Here is a 22147-nt window from a genome sequence, read left to right as displayed (position 1 = left end):
GTTCGAATTGAGTCGTCCCTGAAGCAATGTTCTGACTCTTACTTGTCAGCAACCACTTTCTTACCACGGTAGAAACCGTCAGCAGAAACGTGGTGACGACGGTGAGTTTCACCGGAAGTCGCTTCTACAGACAGCTGGGCAGAAGTCAGGGCATCGTGGGAACGACGCATGTCGCGACGGGAACGGGTTTTACGGTTTTGTTGAACAGCCATGTGTCCACTCTCCTAATTCGTAGTATCTGTTTTCAGTTTGGCCAGCACGCTGAAAGGGTTACTGCTTTTCTGCTCTTCCTCTACCTGTTCAGCAAAGGCTCGAGCTTCTTCTTCCGACTCAGTGGTAAAGCTTGTCTGAGCCGGGCAGTCCTCAGGTGGATGATAGGCAACGATCGGAAGAGCCAGTAACAACTCTTCTTCCAACAGAGGCACCAGCTCAACCGGTTCTTCGCCCATCATCATTGGGTCAAAGTCTTCCGGCAAAGCCCTGGCTTGCTCATCTGTCAACACACCCATCAGCCGGAGGTCAGCAGTTACCTGAATGTCGGCTACATCCAGACAGCGCTGACAAATCATTTTCAGCGTTGCCGACACTGTGCCTTCCAGGATAACCCTGTGGTCCTCACTCATATAAAAATGAAGAGAGACCTTAACCTCGCCCTTATCATCAGCCAGACTGTCCACCAGCTGGCCAAACTGTTCCAGAGCCAGCGAACCTTCAAACTGCTTGCCTTGACGCGCGAGTTTTCGCGGGTCAAAGACCTTGGGTAATTGCCCGATAATCATAAGGGCGCAATAATAGGCACATGTCACCCCTCTGTCAAAGGGTTTAACTGCGTAGGGTGCAATTAAAAGTGTTCTATCCAGTGGCTTTCCAGTACTTATTCCAGTCACCATTAGCCCTTAAAGTTCTAAGGTTCAACATATCGTGAGCATGCTCTGGTTTCCACCATGCTCCGGGAAGTTTCAACCGGGTTTGAACAACAGAACGATTGGAGCTCTCTATTTCACCTGAACCGATAGGCAAATTGGCAGCTTCTGCCGCCTGATAATCAAATTGTCCGGGACGATTCCTGATATAGCGATGACACTCTTCCGATTTGTTGGCTTCCTTTCCAACCTTACCGTTACGATAAGGCTCAAGCTCTGCCAGAACTCTCTCTGACTCACCTGCTTTCATTCTTGTTTTTTGTTCATCAGTCCATTTTTTACGGGCTTTTTCATCTTTTCCAATGCACTCTTTAGCAGCATCTGCGATGTACTCACAAAGGTGATAGTAATCCACCAGAAAACTTCCCTGAGATGCGAATACGCGGTCTGCCTGGCTGGCAATCCACTTAGCCCCATCACTTACACAATGAATAGATGACTGCCGATTCAAACCTTGCTCAATAGCGCAACTCAACCACTGATCGCCTGCTTCACCGGGCTCTCCCATAACTACACGATGTCGCTTATCGCAACTTCCTTGTTCATAAACCAAGCAAAGCTTGGCCTCTTGCCAGTCAACTTTTCTGGCCTTGCGCTTGTCGCCTTCAGCTTCTTCATCAAAAAGAACCACTGGAATCATGCTGCCGTCCATTTCACCAATCAGCTGCTTGCCTTCTCCTACACATTCCTGACAATTTTTCAGGGAAGCTTTAGATTGCTCACTCATGCAGCGGGCGTGACCCAGGGTAATGGCTCGTACTGATGACTCAGGTACGATAACGCCATAATGCTCTTCCATTTTCTGTGAAGCTGTTGCAAAAGAACTGTCTGATGCAAAATCCACCAATCGCCGTTGTAACGGTAAAGAGTAGTCACGACAGTGGATATGGGCATTCTCGGAAAAAGGGCGTATACGATGCCCTGCAACGGTCAAGCATCGCTCACAGAGACGAACTTTGCCGTAAGTGGTCATCCAGTGGAGGTCTTTTTTTTAGTATTTGATTCAGAGTGAAGATCGTGGGCCTCTTCAAACTTTTGCTTCTCTTTATGGGCTCCCCAGTCCGTCAGAAGCTCATTCCCCAGTTCTTTAAGGTTTTCAATGACAGCTTCCTCTGCTTCATCAGCCCGGTCAAGATGACCGGACTTGGCTTCTACCAGACTGATCAATTCAGATACTCTTTTTTCAAGCTCTGGATGGGCAGCAAGTTTTTCCGCAAGGGTTTTGGAAGTAGACATGGAACGCATCGGGTGAAAAATGAACTCTTAGCATTATGGCCAAGTTCTGGGAAATTGCTGACCGGGGAACACTTTTAATTGCACCCAACTGCGTATAAGGCGAGAAATTCTGCTTAATTTCCCGCCTGTCAAGGCTTCATTTGCAACCACAGGCTGGCCGTCATTTCCTCATCCACTAAGCGACTATTTTAAGACAACCATGAAACTACTTCTTGCCTCCGGCTCTCCCTATCGGAAACAACTGCTTGAACGACTTGGGCTTGAGTTCTCATGCCAGGCTCCGGACATTGATGAAACGCCTATGCCGGGAGAAACTGCTGATGCTTTGTCCCTGAGACTCTCAGAGGCCAAAGCCCGGGCTCTGGCTGAGAGCTATCCGGATCATCTGATTATTGCTTCCGACCAGGCAGCCCAACTGGGGCAGACTATTCTGGGCAAGCCCGGCACCCACAACCGCGCCATCGGGCAACTACTCGCCTGCAGCAATCAGGCTGTCACCTTTTACACAGGCTTGTGCCTGCTGAATACCAGAACCGCCAAGCAGCAACTCGACTGTATACCTTTTACCGTTCATTTCAGGCAACTCAGCAGAGAACAGATTGAAAGCTATATAAAGAAGGAAGAACCACTGGATTGCGCCGGCAGTTTTAAATGCGAAGGACTGGGCATCACGTTATTCACAAAGATGAGTGGTGATGACCCCAACAGCCTGACCGGACTCCCACTCATCCGGTTAACCGACATGCTGTTAAATGAAGGCGTTAACATTATTTGAGAGCAGCCATCAGTGTAAGGAGGAAAAATCCCTCCTTACGTCAGAGTTAACGATTGCATTATCCGCAATCTTTGATGATCAAATCCGGCAAAATTCAACAGAGAGAGGACTCTGCCGCCTAGCAGCCACCCTGTTTCCACGCAGGAAACAGGAGCAAAAGCCGCTATAATGAGATTTTATTGATACCCTGCGATAAATACCTTCCAATAAAGAACGGAGTGATAGTGGAAAATTATCTTGCTGTTCTGCTCTTTACATTCTCGACGACGGTAACCCCCGGCCCCAACAATATCATGATTATGAGTTCAGGTTTAAATTATGGTATCAGAAGAAGCATGCCCCATTATCTGGGTATTTGCATCGGGTTCCCAGCCATGGTCGCAGCAGTCGGACTTGGTTTTGACGTTATTTTTCAGAAACTACCATTCTTGCATGATGTGATAAAAATAGCAGGGACACTTTATCTTCTCTATCTGGCTTATCATGTGGCAACCGCATCCAGCGAGACCAACCTGGAAAACAACAAAAATCCACTAACCTTTTTGCAGGCCGCCGCTTTTCAATGGGTTAATCCAAAAGCCTGGATTATGGCAACGGGCGCAGTCGCTGCTTATACCACCATAGATAGTGATATTCTTTTACAGGTTTTTTATATTACCTTTGCTTTCCTGCTGGCTGCCTTTCCATGCATTGCTGTCTGGCTACTGTTTGGTGCCAATCTTAAAAAAATACTGAAAAACACATTACACCAGCGACTTTTCAATGTCTCCATGGCGCTTTTACTGGCTATATCCGTGTTGCCTGTCATCATTGAACTGGTATCGGAACACCTTGCCTGAAACAAAAAAACGGGGTTATGGCAAAACCATAAGCCCGTTTTTTTAAAAGCAGTTTGAAAAAACTTAAGCCAGAGCAGCTTTAGCCTTCTCAACCAGCTGACCGAAAACGGTCTTGTAGTGTACAACGATGTCAGCCAGAACCTTACGGTCGACTTCGATCGCAGCCTTCTTCAGAACCTTCTTGCAGCGACGCCACGTTTTACACGTGCCATGAGCCATATCTCCGAATTCACAACCAGTCTTCTGTCAGCGCAGGGTGACACCTTCAAGCCCCAGCGTTTTGATCATTGCACCGGTAAAACCAACACCCAGATCTCTGGCAAATTTTTCCAGTGGCGACAAACGGGCAGTAAAGTCAACAATGGTTTCATTGCCCACTACTTCCCGGGCAACGTAACCCGCACTACCCAGACCATCAACCAGCCCAAGCCTGACAGCATTTTCACCGGTCCAGACCATGCCGGAAAAAATCACTTCGTCATCTGCCAGCCGATCACCACGGCCGGTTTTAACCGCGTTAACAAACTGATTATGAATACTGTCCAGAGATTCCTGCCAGCGGGCAGTGGCCTCTTCATCCACTGGCTGAAACGGGTCATTAAAGGCCTTGTACTCACCGGCCGTATAAGTACGTCGGGTAATACCCAGCTTGTCTATTGCCTCAACAAAACCAAAGCCTGATGAAACCACACCTATAGACCCGACAAGGCTGGCCTTATCGGCATAAATCTCATCGGCTGCGGCAGCCACGTAATAACCTCCGGAAGCCCCGATATCCATAATCACGGAGTACAGTGGAGTCTCTGGATACTTGCCACGCAGACGACGAATTTCATCGTAAATATAACCTGCCTGAACAGGGCTTCCACCCGGACTGTTGATGCGAAGGATAACCCCCCTGGTACCCGGATCTTCAAACGCAGCTCGCAACCCTCCAACAATAATGTCAGCACTGGCATCGTTACCATCAGCAATCACACCGCCAATATCCACCAGCGCTGTGTGTCCGTCAGGATTTTCCAGCGCCGACACATCAACGCGAAAAGCGGAATAAAAAATACCAATGGTGGCAAACAGCCAGGTAAAGGTCAGCAACTTGAAAAAAATGCCCCAGCGGCGAGCCCGACGCTGTTCTTTCAATGCGCCTTCAGCCAGGTTTTCAATCAGCTTCCAGGCTTTGCCATCATCTTTATCGGGCAGAACCGACTCAGGCTCCTTCCAGTTATCTTCCATCTTCACTCCGGGGCTTGATGCCCAACAACGATTGTTTTTTTAATGTTCAGCTGCATTCAGCCATGCTCAACGATGCCCACCCATTCGATCAGGTCATCAAAGCTGTCAGCGACAAACACCGGATCATGGCTTAAAAGTTTTTCTTTTGGCTGGGCGCCATAGGTGACAGCCACCCGATCCATTCCCAGGCTTTCTGCCATCTGCAGGTCAAACCCGGCATCGCCCACCATAAGGGCCTGCTCAACAGGAATATCCAGCTCTTCCAGCAATTGCTCCAGCATCAACGGGTCAGGCTTTGAGCGCGTTTCATCCGCACAGCGGGACGCCTGAAAATACTCATGGTATTGATTGGCAGTCATGGACCGGTCTAAACCATTCCGGCCCTTCCCCGTTGCTACCGCCATGGTAATGCCTTGTTCACGCAGTACATTCAGCCCGTTAGTGACACCCGGAAACGGAACAGAAGGCTGTTTTTCCAGCCGGTTGTATTCTTCACGATACTGTTTAATAAACCGCTGCAACTGCTCGTCAGCCAGTGTGGGATACAGCTTGCGAATGGCATTCGTCAGGCTCAGCCCAATCACACTTTTATAAGCCACCTCGTCCAGCTGCGGCAACCCCATCTGTTCAGCAGCAATAGCCAGAGAACGGGTAATAGTCGGGACAGAATCAATCAGGGTTCCATCCCAGTCAAAAATAATTAACGAATAACGTTTATCCAATGTCTCTACTTCTCAATCAGGCTGACGGTCCGTCGCGCTCACTTCCAAGGGTTTCCAGAACAGCCTGCAGATCAGGCGACAGTGGTGCATCAACAGTCAAAGGTGTGCCATCAGGCAGGGTAAGTTTTAATCGTGCCGCATGCAGAAACAGTCGTTTCAGGCCAAAGTTCCGGTAGCGTTTATTGTCCTCGTCTGTGCCGTACTTGTCATCACCCAGAATGGCGTAACCGGCATGCAGACAATGCACACGAATCTGGTGCGTACGCCCGGTAATCGGGCTGGCTTCCACCAGGGTTGCACTTTCACCCTGGTGGTTATAACGCTCCAGCACCTGATAACGGGTTCTGGACTTTTTACCGTCCAGATCAACCCGAACCATGCGTTCACCCGATTGCAGCGTGTTTTTTAACAGCGGCGCATTCACCAGTACTTTGCGATTTGGCCAGCGCCCGATCACCAGGGCGTTATAAATTTTACTGACCTTGTCTTCCTGAAACTGGTTGTGCAGATAACGCAACATACTGCGACGCTTGGCAATCATCAGACAGCCGGAGGTATCACGATCCAGCCGGTGTACCAGTTCCAGGCTGCGGGCGTCCGGGCGAATTTTGCGCATCGCCTCAATCACGCCAAAGTTGATACCACTGCCCCCGTGAACGGCAATGCCGGAAGGCTTGTTAATAATGATCAGCTGGTCATCTTCATAAATAATGGAAGATTCCAGTTTTTCCGCCAGGCCACCACCCACTAACACTTTATCCGTCTTCTCAGCGACACGGATGGGTGGAATACGCAGCACATCGCCATCCTGCAAACGATAGGCAGCCGTTACGCGCTTTTTATTTACCCGTACTTCACCTTTGCGAATGATCCGGTAAACACGAGTCTTCGGAACACCTTTCAGCTCCCGAACCAGATAATTGTCAACACGCTGACCAGCATCATCAGCATCAATGCTGACCAGTCGTACTTTAGGGCGATCCGCTTGAGCAGAAGCCGAATCGCGGGAATCATTGAGTCGTCTGTCCATGGGCGCATCTTACCAGCTTTGGCTCATTTGAAGCACTTACAGATTACTGATATAGTTGAGACACTGTCCTGCGCATAACCGAAAGGGCAGTTCGATTTACGAAACCCAGGCAGACCAGAGCTAAAAATAGCGGTCGCCGACTCAGGACATCACGGAATCACCATAAAGCTTCCCCGATGCCGGGTCGATGAAATACTTGGGACAGAAGTTAAGCCATGAGCAGATAATACGATTTCATCACTCCAGGTAATAAAATCGTATTTTCATGGTATAGAGCACGGCAAGAGCCGTGGAGAACATAAACAGAGCTACTCTCTGTCGAGCAACGCCCCCTGATTCCGGGCGTGAGGAAGGTCCCGGGACTGTCAGCGATTATAATCGGCTTTATTTATTTTGAAATGCCGAGTCATTCCCCGGTAAGAATTCCATTCCTGCGCCCCGGTACTTGCCTGATTCAAACAGTTCAGGAAGTACTAAAGTGCCATATCGTTACCCTCACAGGCCACAGAAGTATTCTATACAGGTCTGACGGTGTAAGTCTGATGGCAGTTAATAAAAACCGGTTTACTCCGCATCGTGTTAAGCCCGAGTGACAAACCGGAAAAGAAAGAGCGGGCCGTGCCGGCACGAGAGGCTAGCCTCTAAACCGTATCGGTACTCTATGAAGAGAATGTTAATCAACGCAACTCAGTCGGAAGAGTTGCGTGTTGCACTGGTAGACGGACAACGCCTGTATGATCTGGATATAGAATCAGGCGCCCGTGAACAGAAAAAAGCCAACATCTACAAAGGCAAGATCACCCGTGTCGAGCCGAGCCTCGAAGCTGCTTTTGTTGACTTCGGCGCTGAGCGCCATGGTTTCCTGCCCCTGAAAGAAATTTCACGGGAATACTTCCGCGCCCCACATTCCGGTGGCCGTCCAAGCATCAAGGACGTCATCAAGGAAGGCCAGGAAGTCATTATCCAGGTGGATAAGGAAGAGCGTGGCAACAAAGGTGCAGCCCTGACCACACTGGTCAGCCTGGCTGGACGCTACCTGGTTCTGATGCCAAACAACCCTCGCGCTGGCGGCATTTCCCGTCGTATTGAAGGCGACGAGCGAGCGGAACTGCGTGAAACCCTGAGTCAGCTGAACATCCCTGCAGAAATGGGCGTCATCGTTCGCACCGCAGGTCTGGGTCGCAGCCAGGAAGAACTGCAATGGGATCTGGACTACCTGCTACAACTGTGGAGTTCCATCAAGGACGCCGCAGAACAGCCTGCGCCTCTGCTTATCTATCAGGAAAGCAACGTTATCATCCGTGCTATTCGCGACTACCTGCGTCAGGACATCGGTGAAGTTCTGATCGACAAGCAGTCTGTGTACGACGAAGCCGTCACCTTCATCAAGCAGGTAATGCCGCAGTACGAGCAAAAGATCAAGCTTTACAAAGACAGCATTCCACTGTTCAACCGCTTCCAGATCGAATCCCAGATTGAAACCGCCTTCCAGCGTGAAGTACGTCTGCCATCCGGTGGCTCTATTGTTATCGATCCGACTGAAGCCCTGGTATCCATCGACATCAACTCCGCACGGGCGACCCGTGGCGGTGATATCGAAGAAACCGCACTGAACACCAACCTGGAAGCCGCTGACGAAATTGCCCGCCAGCTGCGTCTGCGCGACATTGGCGGCCTGATCGTGATCGATTTTATCGACATGAGCCACAACCGCAACCAGCGTGAGGTAGAGAACCGTATTCGTCAGGCTCTGTCCATGGACCGCGCCCGGGTTCAGACCGGTCGCATCTCCCGCTTTGGCCTGCTGGAAATGTCCCGTCAGCGCCTGCGCCCGTCTCTGGGTGAAACCAGCGGCGTTGTCTGCCCACGCTGTTCCGGACAAGGCACTATCCGTGACATCGAATCTCTGGCTCTGTCTATCCTGCGCCTGATGGAAGAAGAGGCCATGAAGGACAAAACCTCTGAAATCCGTGCTCAGGTACCGGTATCAGTGGCTGCCTTCCTGCTGAACGAAAAGCGCTCAATGATTGCCAAAATCGAAAAGCGCCACCAGGCTCGCGTGATTGTTATTCCAAACGCCAACCTGGACACTCCACACTACGACGTTCAGCGCCTGCGTGATGACCATGTAGCCGAGCATGTTGAAAGCAGTTATGAGATTCTGGAAGCAGAAGACACTGTTGAACAACTGGCCGCTACCGCCAAGCCTACTCCTCGCCAGGAAGCAGCCGTCAAGACTGTTGCACCTGCTCAACCAGCCCCTGTAAAGCAGGAAAAGCCCGGCCTGATCCGCTCTTTTGTTAAAGCCCTGGGCGGCCTGTTTGGCACTGAAGAAAGCACCGAAGAGCAGCCTAAGAAGACCGAAAGCCGTCAAAAGCCTCAGCCTTCTTCCCGTCCTCAGCGTGAACGCCAGCAGCCTCAGCGCAGACAGCGCAGCAGTCGCGACCAGCAGCGTGAAGCTCGTGACACCCGTCGCGAACAGAGTGATGAACAGCGCCAGAACCGTAACGAGCGTCGTCGTGGCGGCCGTCAGGATCGTAGCGACTCTCGTAATGAGCAGCGTAATGAGCAGCGCAACGAGCAACGGGGCGATCAGGGTGATAACCGTCAGCAGCGTCAGCCTCGCCAGAAACAGGATCGTCAGGAAAGTCGTGTTCAGCGCCAGAAGCAGGAACGCTTTGACCGGGAAGAACAGGCTTCCCGCGATGAAAGCCGGAGCGACGCCCGTAAAACCGATAGTCTGAGTCAGGAACCTGAACAGCAGGGTGAAGACAACCGCCGCCGTCGTCGTCCGGGCTCTGCCCAGCGTCGTCGCAGCAACCGTCCGACTCAGCGTGATCGCAATGTACAGGACCAGCCAACGCTGCCGCCTCTGTCCAAACCACAAGAGCCCAAACCACAAGAGCCCAAGCCGCAGGAATCCAAATCACAGGAGCCCAAAGCACAGGCTAAGCCAGCTCCGGCACAGGAAGCCAAACCTGCTCTGGAAGCAAAAACTGAAACACCACAAGAGCGCAAGCCTGCACCTCAGCCAGTAGCAAAAGCCGCTCCTGCAGAAGCACAACCAGCTCCGAAAGCGCAACAGCAAAAACCTGAAATACAGGCTCCAACTGAAGCAGCAAAAACAGAGAAACCCGTCATTGCCAAGCCAGTAAACAAGGCAAGTGACTCAGCAGAAAAAGCTGAACCTGCTGCAGGCGTGCGCAGTGAAGCACCTGAATCTGCCACCCGGGAACCACGTATGACTGAAATGGCCAAAGCGGTAGCGGCCAGCCATCAGCCTACAATCCCTGTTGAGACGGCCCCGGTCACCACTCCGGTAGAGTTCGCTCAGCCTGAAGCCCGGGCCGATCAGACTTTCAGTGACGCGGTAGAGCAGCTTCAAAATGCCCTGACTCAGCTGACTGAAAAGCCTGAGGAAACCAGTGCAGAAACTACTCCGACTGTAAAACCAGCTGTTGAAAAACCAGCAGAACCTGCGGCCCAACAACCTGTTGCTCAAGAACCTGCCGCTCAACAGAAAGCTGTGAAGCCGGTGGATCAGGAAACAGCGCCCGTTGCTGAAGAACAGGAAGCTGCTACAACAGTATCCGAACCTCAGGCACAAGTGGAAAACACCCCCGAAAGCCAGAGACCAGCTCGCCGTCGTCGCCGCAGTCGTGCCATGAACGACCCTCGACTGAAGCGCAAGCAGCAGGCAGAACAGACTACGGAAGACAGGCAGCCAACAGCGCAGACTGACTCCCACACAGAAGCTTCCCAGTAAGCTCTGCCAGTCTGAAATAAAAAGGGCGTACCATTTTCGGTACGCCCTTTTGCTATAAACAGATAAAACACTAAAACTTCGCCAGAAGCGCATCATCCAGCCGGTAAATATTCTCACGAAAACGCACCCGCCCATTTTTCTCTGGCCAGGCTGTGAAATATGCAAAATAAAGGGGAATTTTCTTATGAAGTATCAATTTACTGGTGTCACCCAGTTGCTGCAAGGCTCTCACACGGCCTGACATACCCTGACTGGCAAGAATACTCTTGATCAGCTCATCAATATTTTTCACCCTGGTACAGCCAGAACTAAAAGTACGTACCATTTTGTTAAATAGCTCAGGCTTGTGTGTCATGAAGATAAATACTGAAACGATTAGGCGAATCCATCTTGTAACGCCCAAGACGGTTCACTTTGCCCGGTTTCTGTTCCAACCGGTAAGGAAAAGACCGACTGGTCAGGCTGTGCCAGTCAACCTTATCCGGATCAACCACTCTGGCGTTGCTTTCCCAGCTGGAATACACTGTGAATCCTTCCCGCTCCAGAAATGATGAATCCTGTTTTGCCATGCGCAGAAGGTTGGTTAAAGCGATCGAAGCAGGCACCCGCCACGGCGGATTAATGGTAATACTCTCTATTTCATCCTGAAATACTGGCGTTTGCCTGGAAGGTAACCCTACTATCGCTTTAAATTTTTTCTTTCGGTAGCGGTCTGCCACCCAGTACACATGGAATCCGGCGATATCCACCCAGACTATCGGATAAGGCAATGTTCCCGGAAGCCAGTGTAAACGCTCCAGATTGATCCGCAGTGTTTTAATTCGTTTTAATGTCATGGCAACCAGCGCCTGTCGCGTTCTGGGGCCAAGCTTGCCATCTGCCGTCAGCCTGAACATCTTCTGAATTTTATTGATTGCCGATTGATGCCTTCGGGAATAGACACCAACTGGCAAATCATCAGCCAGATCAAGATCCTTTAAATCACTGATTCAACTGACTGACAGAAGCATGGCGATCACCCTTATCCAGCACCAGATCTTCGGAAAACTGCTGCAGCCAGCCCTGCTCAGGCAGGCTTATACCATGCTGAGAAGCAGTACCCAGCCATTGAATAAGCTGCTGCCCCTTAACGGAGCAATTGAATGACTCATCGATACTGTCTGATTTCGGCGGTACTGAATGCTCGGGCAGTTCAAGCCAGCCTGCTGCCTGAGCACTACTGTAAAACAGCGGACTGGCAAACAGCAACAACAGGAAAGGACGACAAACCCTGAAGACAAACATGAAGAACCCTTTTAAACAGTAAAGCGTTCAAAGCCCTGATGCTTAAAAAGGCTATGACTATTTATATAACTATTTAAAAGGGTAGACATTCAGCACTGACGATTAATAAACTCTGGGTTCCATTTCCAGAGCCACCCCAAACATCGCCTTCACCTTTTGCTGAATGACATCAGCCAGATGAAGCAGCTCCCCGGGCTCGGCATCACCATGATTCACCAGCACCAGCGCCTGATGCTGATAGGTTCCAACACGCCCTTCCCGGTAACCTCGCAAGCCAGCCTTGTCGATCAGCCATCCAGCAGCCAGTTTCCACTGTTCATCGAAGGGGAAGGCGACCAGATCAGGAAACTCTGCTCTCAGACGTTCAACAACATCAGCATTCACGACCGGATTTTTAAAGAAGCTACCGGCATTACCCAGAACATTTGGATCGGGCAGCTTCTGCATACGCACATCAGCAACCGCTTCACTGATCTCCATACCTGTTGGCGATCGGCGACCACAGCGCTGCGCAATCTCCTGCTGCAACTGTCCATAGCCCAGCTTTGGCTGCAGACCGGGCAACAGACGAAAGTTCACGGATGTAATGATGAACCGGTCACGCAGGGCATGCTTAAACACCGAGTCCCGATAGCCAAACTGACACTCTTCCAGAGAAAAACGACGAAGTTCACCCGAGTGAATATCAACCGCTTCGAGGCTCTCAAAAAAGTCTTTCAGCTCAACACCATAAGCACCAATATTCTGAATTGGCGCTGCCCCGACATGACCGGGAATCAGTGACAGATTCTCCAGTCCATAAGCCTGTTCAGCCAGGGTCCAGCGCACCAGTTCATGCCAGTTTTCACCAGCTCCGGCCCGTATAATAACGGCATCATCAGAACGCTCTAATACAGAGCGTTCCCGCAAGCTAACAGCGATCACCAACGCTTCTATATCCCCTGTTAAAACAAGGTTGCTACCACCACCAAGAGGGACAATGTTCAGCTTGTTTTCCCGGGCAAACGCCAAAGCCTTCTGCAACTGCTCAACAGAAGTGACTTCCACAAAATAGCGGGCTGCCACCTGAAAGCCAAAAGTATTTCGGCCTTTCAGGGAGTAATTTTCAACAATATTCATTAAGACATCATTTTTTGTCAGGGGCGGAGATTCTGGAAGAAAAGAGATGCAGCATGAAGTGATCAGGCAGTGCCTGACCACCCTGCTCAACCAGGCGCAAAACATCAACGAAGCCATCATCACCACCGTAACAAGAATCAGACACCTCAAGCCTTGCGCCAGCTCTCATAGCTTTATGCGATAGCTTTCCGCCCTTTGATAGTACGACGAACCACTTCCAGATCCTGCTCAGTATCGACCCCATGTGGCGGTGTTTCCAGAGCGTCTGCCACATGAATCCGATGACCATTCCATAACAGTCTCAGCTGCTCAAGAGATTCCAGCTGCTCAATCGGGCTTTGCGGCCACCGAACATACTGGTTAAGCAGATTCACGCGATAAGCGTAAATGCCAATATGGCGCCGAAAGCCATCAATATCCGGCAGCGAGTCAGAGCTTGCCGCAAAGCTGTCGCGAGCCCATGGCATTGGCGCACGACTGAAGTACAGGGCATTACCGTCTTTATCAGACACTACTTTGACCACTGCCGGATTAAATAAATCGTCACGCTGCCGGATCGGCTCTGCCAGAGTTGCCGCTCCTGCGTGGGGGTTATCCATCAGGTTTTCCGCCACCTGATCAATGACGGTTGCCGGGATCAGTGGTTCATCTCCCTGCACATTAACAATCACTTCGTTGTCAGACATCTCATACAGGCGAGCCACTTCCTGTAAGCGGTCTGTGCCTGAAGGATGACCAGACAACGTCATGCACACTTCAGCACCAAAGTCTTTCGCCGCCTTGAAAATACGCTCATCGTCGGTCGCAATAATAACCCTTTGAGCACGACTCTCACTGGCTCTTTCATAGACATGCTGAACCATTGGTTTGCCATCAATGTCAGCCAGAGGCTTACCCGGTAAACGGCTGGAGCCAAAACGGGCGGGAATAACCACGGTAAAAGGGCGGACTGCTTCAGTCATGGAACCATCTTTCTCTCAATTTTTACTATTTACCTGAAAATCAGCGCACTGATTCACTGCTGCCTTTGCTTTCATCAAGGCGTTCATCGCTGGTCAGGGTACGCGCTTCACCCTCCAGCATCACCGGGATACCGTCCCGAATCGGGAACGCCATGCCACAGGGGCGACAAATCAACTCAGCTGCATTTTTTGCATATTTTAATTCACCCTTGCACTGTGGACAGGCAAGAATCTCAAACAGTTTTTTATCCATGATACTTATCCGTGATATTTATCCATGACTTTGTTATCTGTGGCTTTAACTTATCTTCGACACAGAATCCGGTCCTTTGGTTTCAACCAGCTGAATGATTTTATTCAGCACCGCTTCCGGAATATGCGCCTGCACCGGCAAATACCAAGCATTTGACCCGGCAAAGCTCCGGCACTTTACTGCATCTTTGGCCGTCATCAGAACCGGCAGATCGTCATGAAAGACAATATCCTCCGGGGCAAACTGGTGATGATCCGGAAAAGCGTGGGGAATCACGCTAAAACCCAGAGATTCAAGCGTCTGAAAAAAACGCTCAGGGTTCCCGATTCCCGCCACCGCATGAACCGTCCCGGTTTCAGGCGGAGCGCAATCCGAACAGCCAACCGGTACAAGGTCACCGGTTTCCAGATAGATGCAGTCAAAATCTACCGGAAGTTCGCTGGCCGGACGACCGTTAACCAGCACCTGATCCACGGTCTGCAGCCGTTCCGGCGGTTCCCGCAAGGGACCGGCGGGCAGACACAAACCATTGCCCAGCATGCGCTGCCCGTCAATCACCACAATTTCAACATGGCGCTGCAAACGGTAGTGCTGCAGACCATCATCGGTAATGATCAGGTTACAGCCACAGTTTTCAACCAGTGTCCTGGCAGCGGAGACACGATTCGGGTCGACCATCACCGGTATACGCAGCTGTTGCGCCAGCATAACAGGTTCATCTCCGGCGATGGCTGGATTGGTGTCTGATGTCACCAGCAATGGCAGATCCTGAGTATCAGCGCCAAAACCACGACTGGCAATGCCCGGATGATAGCCTTTTTCCTGCAATAAGCGAACCAGAGCAGCAACGACCGGTGTTTTACCTGTACCGCCTACCGACAGATTGCCGACTACTACCACCGGCACCGGCGGTTGCCAGCGATCCGAGCGGATAATTTTCCGACAGCGCCGATGTGCCAGCCACTTGAACAGAGCCGTGAAAGGTAATAACAGCAGAGTCCAGCGCCCGGAACCATACCAGCAGTTCAGCACCGAGTCGGTGAGACGATCACGCCAGAATTTAGCAGAAGTTTTCGGGGGAACAGTAGACATCTTGTTACTCAACATCAGGGAGCTTATCACTCCCTGTCTGAATCAGCCGGTTTCCGGGTGGTCATGCTCAGGTTGGCAAAGCCCAGCTGACCGGCTGCGTCCATGGCCGTCACCACAGACTGGTAGGGAGTGTTAGCGTCGGCGGTGATCACCAGTGGCAGAGTACTGTCACCATCGCTCACTTTACCCAGGGCGGTTTTAAGAGTTTCCAGACGGCTGTTCACCAGACTAGTACCGTTTACGGCAAAGTCACCGTCTTTACCAATCACAATTTCGACCTGTTTCCTGACCTGTTCCTGCACTTCACCACTGGCTTCCGGCAAATCAATCGCCAGCCGCGTTTCACGGGTAAAGGTGGTCGACACCATAAAAAAAATCAACAGCAGGAACACCACATCAATCAGTGGCGTCAGGTTGACCGACACCTCTTCCTGGGTCTGGCGACGAAACTTCATCACTTACCCTCGCTGCGGTCTTTCAGCTTGCGCTCACCCTGCAGAACTTCAACCAGCTTGGTCGCTTCCTGCTCCATGGCTACTACCAGCTCATCAACGCGGCGCACAAAATAACGATGGAAAATAACGGAGGGAATAGCAACGCTCAAACCCGCTGCCGTGGTAATCAGCGCCTTGGAGATACCACCAGCCAGAACTCCTGCATTGCCAGTACCTTCCAGCATGATGACCGTAAAGACATCAATCATGCCAATCACCGTACCCAGAAGACCCAGCAGAGGGGCAATAGCGGCAATGGTCCCCAGTGTGTTCAGGTAACGTTCCAGCTCGTGAATCACCCGTCCGGCCTGTTCATCAATGCTCTCTTTCATGATGTCACGGCCATAACGTGCATTGGTGATACCGGCTGCCAGAATCTCCCCAAGCGGTGAACTTTCACGCAGGCTGGCTACCTTCTTACTGTCCAGATCGTTGCTTTTGATCCACTTCCATACCTGGGACAGAGTGTTTCGAGGTGCGATACGGGAAGGTCTGAGCGTCCACAGGCGCTCAAACACGATAGCCATGGCGATAATGGAGCAAAGTATGATCGGCAGCATTAACCAACCGCCGGATTTCACCAGTTCGAACACGGTTCATTCCCTTTATCTATGATCTGAGAACTTTAACACAGCTCAGGGCTCAGGGTTAAATGCCTGAACCTCCACTTTCCGGATGTTTACAACCTCTACGGATTCATTCACCTCAGAGGTCGCTGCCAGTAATGACTACGCTGCTGCCTCCAGGATTGCACATCAACAGGTAAACCCAGGGTAAACTCAAGCGTGCCATCTGTGGCCGTGTTGAAAACCTCGGTTCCCAGTACCTGTAAACGATCAAGCACGTCCTTCGATGGATGACCAAACCGGTTCAGATAGCCAGCAGAAATTAACGTCACTTCAGGACTGACGGCATTCAGAAAAGGCAGTGACCCTGAATACCGGCTACCGTGATGAGGTAGTAACAAATAGTCCGACTTCAGGTCCAGCGAGCTGGTCAGCAACGCTTTTTCAACCCGCCCGCCAATATCACCGGTCAGTAGTAATGACTGCCCGTTAGCCGTCACTTTCAGAACGCATGAACGGTCGTTTGTCGCAGCCCACAACCCACTGCCCGCAAGAAACTCAAACCGCACCTGATCCCATTCCCAGATCATGCCCGGCTCACAGGGTTGTATATAGCCTGAATAATCAGGTATGCCAGAACCCGCCCAGACGCTTGTGACATGAACGAATGGTTTCAGGCTGACAAGGCCACCGGCATGATCCCGGTCACCATGAGAGATCACGACCCGGTCCAGAGCGCTGATGTTCTGCTGCCGGAGGTAAGGCACAACAACACGCTCAGCCATTGAGTAACGGGGCGAGACCGCATCGCCGGTATCGTAAAGCAAACTGTGCGAATGGGTTCGAATCAACACCGACAACCCCTGCCCCACATCCAGCACTGCTATTTCCGCCAGCCCGGTCTCTGGCGTTTTCTGTTTGGGTAACAGCCACGGCAGCAGCAGAACCGGCACCAGTCGAAAAAAAGCGAATGCCCCGGGTGCCAGCAGAATAAAAACGGCCAGCAAGGCAAAGACAACACCCGCCATTCCCACATCGTGACGCTCAACCACAAGACTTTTGAACACCGGTTGATCCAGCCAGCCAAGACCCAACAAAAAATACGACATCAGTCGATCAAGCAGTACTAGCAGCCACTGAAATAAAGTCAGGGAGAACAGACTTAGTAACAGCGCAAAGAGTGCTACTGGCACCATCAGGCCCGCTACAAGAGGAATAGCAATAAGGTTGATAACAGGCGACAACAGGCTCACACCCTGACCATTAAACTGCAACAGCGGAAACAGCAACAGAAAAACAAGCCACTGAGGATGTCCCCAGCGCTGCCAGTGTTCATTCATACCCAGACGGCCGACAAATCCATAAAGCAAAACAGCAACAGCAGCAAAGGAGTACCAGAAACCGGCACTGGTGATCGCCAGCGGATCAATCGTCAGCACCAGAGCCAGTGCCAGCAGATAGAGTGTTGAAGGCTTTGCCCGGATGCCGAACAACGGGCCCGACAAAGCCATTCCGGTCATCACCAGCGCCCGCTGAACCGGGACGGTAAACCCGGCAAGAATGGCGTATGAGAACGCCATCAACAGGGCAATAACAGACGCAACAACCGGCAATGGTACCAGGTTGAGTGGCAACAACCCCAGACGCCCCAACATCAGGGTCAGCCAGAACCCAAGCCCTGCCATAAGACCGATATGCAACCCTGAAATCACCATCAGGTGTGTAGTGCCGGTCTGGTTTAACCGCTGCCACTGGTCAGCCGAAACGCCTGACTTGTCACCAGTCATCAGGGCAATCAGCAAACCGGATGAATCACCCGGCAACAGTGATTTAACCTTTATGGCAATACGCTGTCGTAACCGGTCCCGCCAGTCCGCCAGAGAAAAGCCTCCCTGTTCCAGCCAGATACCTGAAACCACGTAACCGGTCGCCTGTATGCCCTCTCTGGCTGCCCATGCCTGCATATCGAACGCGCCCGGACTGCTGTTTCCCAATGGGGGTTTTAACTTAACCGTCAACAGCCACAGATCACCGGGTTGCAGCTCTGGCCCGCCATACCAGCTCAGGCGAAGTTGTTTAAGCGATTGCTCTTTAAAAAATGCCTCCTGACCAGGTAACACTGAAGCACTAAAGCGCTGAAAATCTCCCAGGTCTGATGACAAGCCCTGAACCTTCGCCTTTATTGTCAGCACCTGCCCAAACAGGTCATCTTCCACCCAGTGGCTCTGAGTATTGACGGCATGAAAGAAACCAGCAGAAAGCCCCAGCAGATAAAAAACCGCAGGAATACTCAGCCGGGAACAACCCGCACAGAGTGGTATCAATGGCAACAGCAAGAGGCCGATAACCTTCAGGCAGAGAAAAAATGACTGCCCCAGGCACTGGTTCGCAAGAACAATGGCAGCGATATACGTAAAAACACAGCTGCCCAGATGGATAGAGTGTTTGTTATTTTCAGGGCATAATAGACGGGTTTTGTGTATCACAACTGTTGTGTGCAACCTGTGTATGCAAAACCATTGACTGGTATTTAAACCGATGACTGGTCACTACCCCCAGAGCCGATTTAGCAAGCTCTGAGACCAGCCATCACAGGGATAAAGACATCGCAAGACAGGATAGTCGTTAACCGGCCAGTCAATCAGTCTATTGTTTGAAACCGACAGTATTGCTCGTCCCAAGGAACCTGAACAGGCTTTAATATTGGATGATGTACTTTAGCGGGGAACATCTACACTGTGTTGGCAACGCTTAACAATGCAGAAGACTGCCTGATCATAAACCCATGCGCCCACCAGGAAAAAGCATCCCTTTTTCGCGACACCGTGGGCGGGCCGCAAGAGAGACCGTTAGGGACATGGCGAAAAAACTGATACAGCGCTATCTTCCAGACCCGAAAACCATTACAGAAAACCGCTATCTGGCTTTTCTGGGTAAAGCCCTGCACAACCCAAACCTGTGGCACCTGAATCGTCGCTCGGCCGCCAGTGCTTTTTTCGTTGGAATTTTTACCGCCTTTATCCCGATTCCGTTTCAGATGGTTGTGGCGGCCACCCTGGCAGTGATCTTTCGCTGCAACCTGCCACTGTCTGTTGCTCTGGTCTGGATTACCAATCCACTGACCATGCCCGCTATTTTCTATTTTACCTATAACGTTGGTTGTTATATCCTCCACGTCCCTGTCAGCGAGACTTCCTTTGAGCTGACGATTCACGGGGTTGGGGTTGAACTGGTACGGGTATGGAAGCCTTTATTTGTGGGTTCCATAGTGACCGGATTGGTAGGAGGCGCACTGTGCTACTTCCTGATCCGCCTGTACTGGCGCTGGAATGTCACTCATAACTGGCAGCAGCGCCGAAACCGCAAACGCTCATCCCGTTCATCCGATTAACAGCAATTCGATTACAGTCATGCAAAGAAGCTTCCAAAAGCGCAAGCCCAAACTGGAAGGCCGCGGCGTTCTTGAAAAAATCATCACCGACGGCCCACACAGCGACTGGCTGGGCATGCCAGATTATTTCATTCACACCCTGATCGTTGCAGGGGAAGAATACAAATACCTGGCAGCTGAGAAAACACTGGATGTCAGCGAAGGCGACACCGTAGTGTTCCGTTACAAGGAACAGGGCAAGGAAAAGCGTATCGACAAGCGCTCCCTGGGAATTTACATTGACCCGGCTCAGTACATGCAGGACACCTGAAACAGCCTGTTCTGTGCGTGCAGTGATCCTGTATCACTGCACCGGTCTCATGCATTATTCAGCTCAACACCAGACTGCCATCAGTAAGCAGGTAGGTTTTATCCATCTGCTCTGCAAATGCCATATCATGAGTCACCACAATAAAACTCGTGGTCAGTTCTCTGGATAAATCAGCCATCAGTTCATGAACCCTGCCAGCAGTATTCGGGTCCAGGTTACCGGTCGGCTCATCCATAAACACCAGGTCCGGCTGCGTCACCAGCGCCCTGGCAATAGCCACACGCTGTCGTTCACCACCCGATAATTCAGCAGGCTTGTGCTTGATCCTGTGTGACATTCCTACCAGCTCCAGCATCTGCTCTGACTGCTGCCGTACCGTTTTCAAAGACAGTCCCTTGCGTAATAGCAGCGGCATGGAAACGTTTTCCAGTGCGGTAAACTCTGGCAACAGATGATGAAACTGATAGACAAAACCCAGATGCTGGTTACGCAGGCGGTTCTGCTCCCGGTCTTTCATGTGTGCCAGGTTATGCCCACAGACCAGCACTTCACCGGAACTGGGCTGATCCAGCCCTGCCAGCAGCTGCAGCAGCGTGGTTTTGCCGGAACCGGAAGCCCCCACGATAGCGATACGCTCAGAAGGTGAAACGAACAGATTAACATCCTTCAGAACCTTCAGTTCCTGTGGTCCTTCATCAAAACTCTTTGCCAGAGCCGTACATTTTAATACGTCGTTTACCTGCTCAGTCATAGCGCAACGCCTCCGCCGGTTGAGTTTTGGAAGCACGCCAGGCCGGGTACAGAGTTGCCAGAAAACTCATCAACAGACCCGCCACACTGATCACAGCAACATCCTGCCATTTAAGTTCAGAAGGGAGATAGGAAATAAAATAGACATCAGGACTCAGGAAGCGAATACTCAGCACCCGTTCAATAGTTGCCACAATATCGGCCACATTCAAGGCAGCAATCACGCCCAGCACCACACCCAGCACCGTACCAATGATGCCGATCAGAGAACCCTGTACCATAAAGATGCCCATAATGGTTCTAGGGCTGGCCCCCAGTGTTCGCAGGATAGCGATATCAGACTGCTTATCGGTCACCACCATGATCAGAGTAGAAACAATATTAAACGCGGCCACGGCAACAATCAGAGTCAGCAGTAAACCGACCATGGTTTTTTCCATCTGGATGGCCTGAAACAAACGTCCCTGGGTGCGGGTCCAGTCCTGCACAAAATAACGCCCGGGCAGCGTCATCGCCAGATCCCAGGCGATAGCCGGAGCCCGGAACAGATCGTGCATTTTCAGGCGAATACCTTCCACACCTTCCGGTACCCGCAAAAAACGAGCGGCATCCTGAATATTGATGTAGGAAAGACTGCCGTCCAGATCAGCCCCCACAGAGAACAACCCGACCACGGTAAAGCGTCGCATCCTTGGGAACACGCCCGCCAGATTTACATTGGCTTCCGGCAGCACCATGGTCACTTTGTCGCCAAGTGTCACACCGAGATACTGGGCAGACAGCTCACCCAGAACAATCCCGAACTCCCCCGGTTTCAGATCATCCAGTGACCCCTGAACCATGTGGTCATTGATGATGGATACCTGCTTCTCATACTCAGGCTCAATGCCATAGACCATGGCACCACGAACAGAAGTCCCGTTCGCCAGCATGCCCTGACCGTCAATAAACGGCGCAGCGGCTTCCACTCCGTCGAACTCAACAGCCCGTTCCAGCACCTCCTGCCACTCCGGCATGCCTCCACTGACCGCGGTAATAGAAGCGTGGGGAACCATACCCAGAATCCGGGTGCGCAATTCCCGGTCAAAGCCGTTCATCACCGACATAACGATAATCAGTACACACACACCGAGCGTCAGCCCGATCATCGACATCAGCGAAATAAAGGAAATAAAATGATTTCGCCGCTTGGCTCGCGTATACCGCAAACCAATGAAAAAGGGTAAGGGTCTGAACATTCAATCCGGGTCCGGTGATGACCAGTCATTCACAAACAAAGACCAGCCAAATGTTAATTGTAAGGAAGTGCGCTATTATAACCTGAAAATAGCACGCGGCGACTCTTGCCCTATGGAAAAATCCCCCCGGAAAAGATTAACGCTGCTTTTGACACCCTCCCCCA

25 protein-coding genes and 1 pseudogene are annotated in these 22147 nt (G+C 51.3%); 5 read left to right on the top strand and 21 right to left on the bottom strand.

Annotated elements, in window-relative coordinates; translation table 11 throughout:
• Positions 1–38: 38 nt before the first annotated feature.
• The 4 genes from rpmF to V5J35_RS20070 form a co-directional block, all read right to left on the bottom strand.
• Positions 39–212, bottom strand: a complete 174-nt coding sequence (gene rpmF, locus V5J35_RS20085; RefSeq protein WP_034872518.1) for a 50S ribosomal protein L32 — start codon at positions 210–212, stop codon at positions 39–41.
• A 12-nt stretch (positions 213–224) separates the two neighbouring features.
• On the bottom strand, positions 225–779 hold the full coding sequence (locus V5J35_RS20080) for a YceD family protein (RefSeq protein ID WP_354008837.1): 555 nt from the start codon (positions 777–779) through the stop codon (positions 225–227).
• Between the two features lie 73 nt (positions 780–852).
• Positions 853–1896 carry a UPF0236 family transposase-like protein gene (locus tag V5J35_RS20075; protein ID WP_354007956.1) on the bottom strand — a complete coding sequence of 348 codons (1044 nt, stop codon included), beginning with the start codon at positions 1894–1896 and terminating at the stop codon, positions 853–855.
• The gene (locus tag V5J35_RS20070) at positions 1893–2159 is read right to left on the bottom strand and encodes a hypothetical protein (RefSeq protein ID WP_354007673.1); all 267 of its coding nucleotides are present in this window, start codon (positions 2157–2159) and stop codon (positions 1893–1895) included. The genes V5J35_RS20075 and V5J35_RS20070 overlap by 4 nt, the downstream gene beginning before the upstream one ends.
• A 199-nt stretch (positions 2160–2358) precedes the next feature.
• Here V5J35_RS20070 and V5J35_RS20065 point away from each other — a divergent pair, with 199 nt between their 5' ends.
• Both V5J35_RS20065 and V5J35_RS20060 read left to right on the top strand, forming a co-directional pair.
• Entirely contained in the window at positions 2359–2934 is a 576-nt protein-coding gene (locus tag V5J35_RS20065; protein ID WP_354008836.1) for a Maf family protein, read from the top strand.
• 224 nt (positions 2935–3158) lie between these two features.
• Positions 3159–3773: a LysE family translocator gene (locus tag V5J35_RS20060; protein ID WP_354008835.1), complete on the top strand. Its 615-nt coding sequence runs from the start codon at positions 3159–3161 to the stop codon at positions 3771–3773.
• Positions 3774–3836: 63 nt separating this feature from the next.
• Here the strand turns inward: V5J35_RS20060 and rplT are convergent.
• The 4 genes and pseudogenes from rplT to rluC all read right to left on the bottom strand — a co-directional run.
• Positions 3837–3947: pseudogene (gene rplT / locus V5J35_RS20055) on the bottom strand (50S ribosomal protein L20); the annotation flags it as partial.
• A 72-nt stretch (positions 3948–4019) separates the two neighbouring features.
• Positions 4020–5006, bottom strand: a complete 987-nt coding sequence (locus tag V5J35_RS20050) for a S49 family peptidase (RefSeq protein ID WP_354008834.1) — start codon at positions 5004–5006, stop codon at positions 4020–4022.
• Positions 5007–5062: 56 nt separating this feature from the next.
• Positions 5063–5728 carry an HAD family hydrolase gene (locus V5J35_RS20045; protein ID WP_354008833.1) on the bottom strand — a complete coding sequence of 222 codons (666 nt, stop codon included), beginning with the start codon at positions 5726–5728 and terminating at the stop codon, positions 5063–5065.
• Between the two features lie 16 nt (positions 5729–5744).
• Positions 5745–6758 carry a 23S rRNA pseudouridine(955/2504/2580) synthase RluC gene (gene rluC / locus V5J35_RS20040; RefSeq protein WP_354008832.1) on the bottom strand — a complete coding sequence of 338 codons (1014 nt, stop codon included), beginning with the start codon at positions 6756–6758 and terminating at the stop codon, positions 5745–5747.
• Between the two features lie 661 nt (positions 6759–7419).
• Here rluC and rne point away from each other — a divergent pair.
• Positions 7420–10524 (top strand): ribonuclease E, encoded by a 3105-nt coding sequence (rne, locus tag V5J35_RS20035; protein WP_354008831.1) that lies wholly within the window; start codon positions 7420–7422, stop codon positions 10522–10524.
• 70 nt (positions 10525–10594) lie between these two features.
• On the opposite strand, the gene V5J35_RS20030 is transcribed toward rne, so the two are convergent.
• The 11 genes from V5J35_RS20030 to V5J35_RS19980 all read right to left on the bottom strand — a co-directional run bounded on the left by V5J35_RS20030 (position 10595) and on the right by V5J35_RS19980 (position 18780).
• Complete coding sequence (locus V5J35_RS20030; RefSeq protein ID WP_354008830.1) at positions 10595–10816, bottom strand: hypothetical protein; 222 nt, start codon at positions 10814–10816, stop codon at positions 10595–10597.
• A 46-nt stretch (positions 10817–10862) separates the two neighbouring features.
• Positions 10863–11513 (bottom strand): L,D-transpeptidase family protein, encoded by a 651-nt coding sequence (locus V5J35_RS20025; RefSeq protein WP_354011328.1) that lies wholly within the window; start codon positions 11511–11513, stop codon positions 10863–10865.
• Positions 11506–11808, bottom strand: a complete 303-nt coding sequence (locus V5J35_RS20020) for a hypothetical protein (protein WP_354008829.1) — start codon at positions 11806–11808, stop codon at positions 11506–11508. Before V5J35_RS20020 ends, V5J35_RS20025 begins: the two co-directional genes overlap by 8 nt.
• 102 nt (positions 11809–11910) lie before the next feature.
• The gene (murB, locus tag V5J35_RS20015; protein WP_354008828.1) at positions 11911–12927 is read right to left on the bottom strand and encodes a UDP-N-acetylmuramate dehydrogenase; all 1017 of its coding nucleotides are present in this window, start codon (positions 12925–12927) and stop codon (positions 11911–11913) included.
• A 7-nt stretch (positions 12928–12934) separates the two neighbouring features.
• Positions 12935–13072 (bottom strand): hypothetical protein, encoded by a 138-nt coding sequence (locus V5J35_RS20010; RefSeq protein WP_354008827.1) that lies wholly within the window; start codon positions 13070–13072, stop codon positions 12935–12937.
• A 28-nt stretch (positions 13073–13100) separates the two neighbouring features.
• Positions 13101–13889: a 3-deoxy-manno-octulosonate cytidylyltransferase gene (gene kdsB, locus V5J35_RS20005; protein WP_354008826.1), complete on the bottom strand. Its 789-nt coding sequence runs from the start codon at positions 13887–13889 to the stop codon at positions 13101–13103.
• Positions 13890–13929: 40 nt separating this feature from the next.
• Positions 13930–14142 carry a Trm112 family protein gene (locus V5J35_RS20000; protein ID WP_354008825.1) on the bottom strand — a complete coding sequence of 71 codons (213 nt, stop codon included), beginning with the start codon at positions 14140–14142 and terminating at the stop codon, positions 13930–13932.
• A 45-nt stretch (positions 14143–14187) separates the two neighbouring features.
• Positions 14188–15234, bottom strand: coding sequence for a tetraacyldisaccharide 4'-kinase (gene lpxK, locus V5J35_RS19995; RefSeq protein WP_354008824.1), 1047 nt, complete (start codon positions 15232–15234; stop codon positions 14188–14190).
• A gap of 26 nt (positions 15235–15260) precedes the next feature.
• Positions 15261–15689 carry an ExbD/TolR family protein gene (locus tag V5J35_RS19990; protein ID WP_354008823.1) on the bottom strand — a complete coding sequence of 143 codons (429 nt, stop codon included), beginning with the start codon at positions 15687–15689 and terminating at the stop codon, positions 15261–15263.
• Positions 15689–16321 (bottom strand): MotA/TolQ/ExbB proton channel family protein, encoded by a 633-nt coding sequence (locus tag V5J35_RS19985; RefSeq protein WP_262568249.1) that lies wholly within the window; start codon positions 16319–16321, stop codon positions 15689–15691. Before V5J35_RS19985 ends, V5J35_RS19990 begins: the two co-directional genes overlap by 1 nt.
• A gap of 107 nt (positions 16322–16428) precedes the next feature.
• The gene (locus V5J35_RS19980; RefSeq protein ID WP_354008822.1) at positions 16429–18780 is read right to left on the bottom strand and encodes a DNA internalization-related competence protein ComEC/Rec2; all 2352 of its coding nucleotides are present in this window, start codon (positions 18778–18780) and stop codon (positions 16429–16431) included.
• 371 nt (positions 18781–19151) lie between these two features.
• On the opposite strand from V5J35_RS19980, the gene V5J35_RS19975 reads away from it, so the two are divergent.
• Together V5J35_RS19975 and V5J35_RS19970 are read left to right on the top strand one after the other, a co-directional pair.
• Positions 19152–19685: a DUF2062 domain-containing protein gene (locus V5J35_RS19975; protein ID WP_354008821.1), complete on the top strand. Its 534-nt coding sequence runs from the start codon at positions 19152–19154 to the stop codon at positions 19683–19685.
• Entirely contained in the window at positions 19624–19995 is a 372-nt protein-coding gene (locus tag V5J35_RS19970; RefSeq protein ID WP_354008820.1) for a hypothetical protein, read from the top strand. Before V5J35_RS19975 ends, V5J35_RS19970 begins: the two co-directional genes overlap by 62 nt.
• A gap of 58 nt (positions 19996–20053) precedes the next feature.
• Here V5J35_RS19970 and V5J35_RS19965 read toward each other — a convergent pair whose 3' ends face one another.
• Both V5J35_RS19965 and V5J35_RS19960 read right to left on the bottom strand, forming a co-directional pair.
• Positions 20054–20746, bottom strand: coding sequence for an ABC transporter ATP-binding protein (locus V5J35_RS19965; RefSeq protein WP_354008819.1), 693 nt, complete (start codon positions 20744–20746; stop codon positions 20054–20056).
• A complete protein-coding gene (locus tag V5J35_RS19960; protein ID WP_354008818.1) occupies positions 20739–21983 on the bottom strand; it encodes a lipoprotein-releasing ABC transporter permease subunit in 1245 nt (414 codons plus the stop codon). The genes V5J35_RS19965 and V5J35_RS19960 overlap by 8 nt, the downstream gene beginning before the upstream one ends.
• Positions 21984–22147: the final 164 nt, after the last annotated feature.

The sequence above is a fragment of the Endozoicomonas sp. NE40 genome, from assembly GCF_040549045.1.
GTDB classification, from domain to species: Bacteria; Pseudomonadota; Gammaproteobacteria; order Pseudomonadales; family Endozoicomonadaceae; genus Endozoicomonas_A; species Endozoicomonas_A lisbonensis.
The sequence above is the reverse complement of the archived record's forward strand: the minus strand, read 5'-3'. Positions and strand labels throughout refer to the sequence as shown.

Bases quoted from the DNA above. Each gene is read 5' to 3' on its own strand.
- rpmF (WP_034872518.1), bottom strand. From the start codon at position 212: ATGGCTGTTCAACAAAACCGTAAAACCCGTTCCCGTCGCGACATGCGT.
- V5J35_RS20080 (WP_354008837.1), bottom strand. From the start codon at position 779: ATGATTATCGGGCAATTACCCAAGGTCTTTGACCCGCGAAAACTCGCG.
- V5J35_RS20075 (WP_354007956.1), bottom strand. From the start codon at position 1,896: ATGACCACTTACGGCAAAGTTCGTCTCTGTGAGCGATGCTTGACCGTT.
- V5J35_RS20070 (WP_354007673.1), bottom strand. From the start codon at position 2,159: ATGTCTACTTCCAAAACCCTTGCGGAAAAACTTGCTGCCCATCCAGAG.
- V5J35_RS20065 (WP_354008836.1), top strand. From the start codon at position 2,359: ATGAAACTACTTCTTGCCTCCGGCTCTCCCTATCGGAAACAACTGCTT.
- V5J35_RS20050 (WP_354008834.1), bottom strand. From the start codon at position 5,006: ATGGAAGATAACTGGAAGGAGCCTGAGTCGGTTCTGCCCGATAAAGAT.
- rluC (WP_354008832.1), bottom strand. From the start codon at position 6,758: ATGGACAGACGACTCAATGATTCCCGCGATTCGGCTTCTGCTCAAGCG.
- rne (WP_354008831.1), top strand. From the start codon at position 7,420: ATGAAGAGAATGTTAATCAACGCAACTCAGTCGGAAGAGTTGCGTGTT.
- V5J35_RS20020 (WP_354008829.1), bottom strand. From the start codon at position 11,808: ATGTTTGTCTTCAGGGTTTGTCGTCCTTTCCTGTTGTTGCTGTTTGCC.
- murB (WP_354008828.1), bottom strand. From the start codon at position 12,927: ATGAATATTGTTGAAAATTACTCCCTGAAAGGCCGAAATACTTTTGGC.
- kdsB (WP_354008826.1), bottom strand. From the start codon at position 13,889: ATGACTGAAGCAGTCCGCCCTTTTACCGTGGTTATTCCCGCCCGTTTT.
- V5J35_RS20000 (WP_354008825.1), bottom strand. From the start codon at position 14,142: ATGGATAAAAAACTGTTTGAGATTCTTGCCTGTCCACAGTGCAAGGGT.
- lpxK (WP_354008824.1), bottom strand. From the start codon at position 15,234: ATGTCTACTGTTCCCCCGAAAACTTCTGCTAAATTCTGGCGTGATCGT.
- V5J35_RS19990 (WP_354008823.1), bottom strand. From the start codon at position 15,689: ATGAAGTTTCGTCGCCAGACCCAGGAAGAGGTGTCGGTCAACCTGACG.
- V5J35_RS19975 (WP_354008821.1), top strand. From the start codon at position 19,152: ATGGCGAAAAAACTGATACAGCGCTATCTTCCAGACCCGAAAACCATT.
- V5J35_RS19970 (WP_354008820.1), top strand. From the start codon at position 19,624: ATGTCACTCATAACTGGCAGCAGCGCCGAAACCGCAAACGCTCATCCC.
- V5J35_RS19965 (WP_354008819.1), bottom strand. From the start codon at position 20,746: ATGACTGAGCAGGTAAACGACGTATTAAAATGTACGGCTCTGGCAAAG.
- V5J35_RS19960 (WP_354008818.1), bottom strand. From the start codon at position 21,983: ATGTTCAGACCCTTACCCTTTTTCATTGGTTTGCGGTATACGCGAGCC.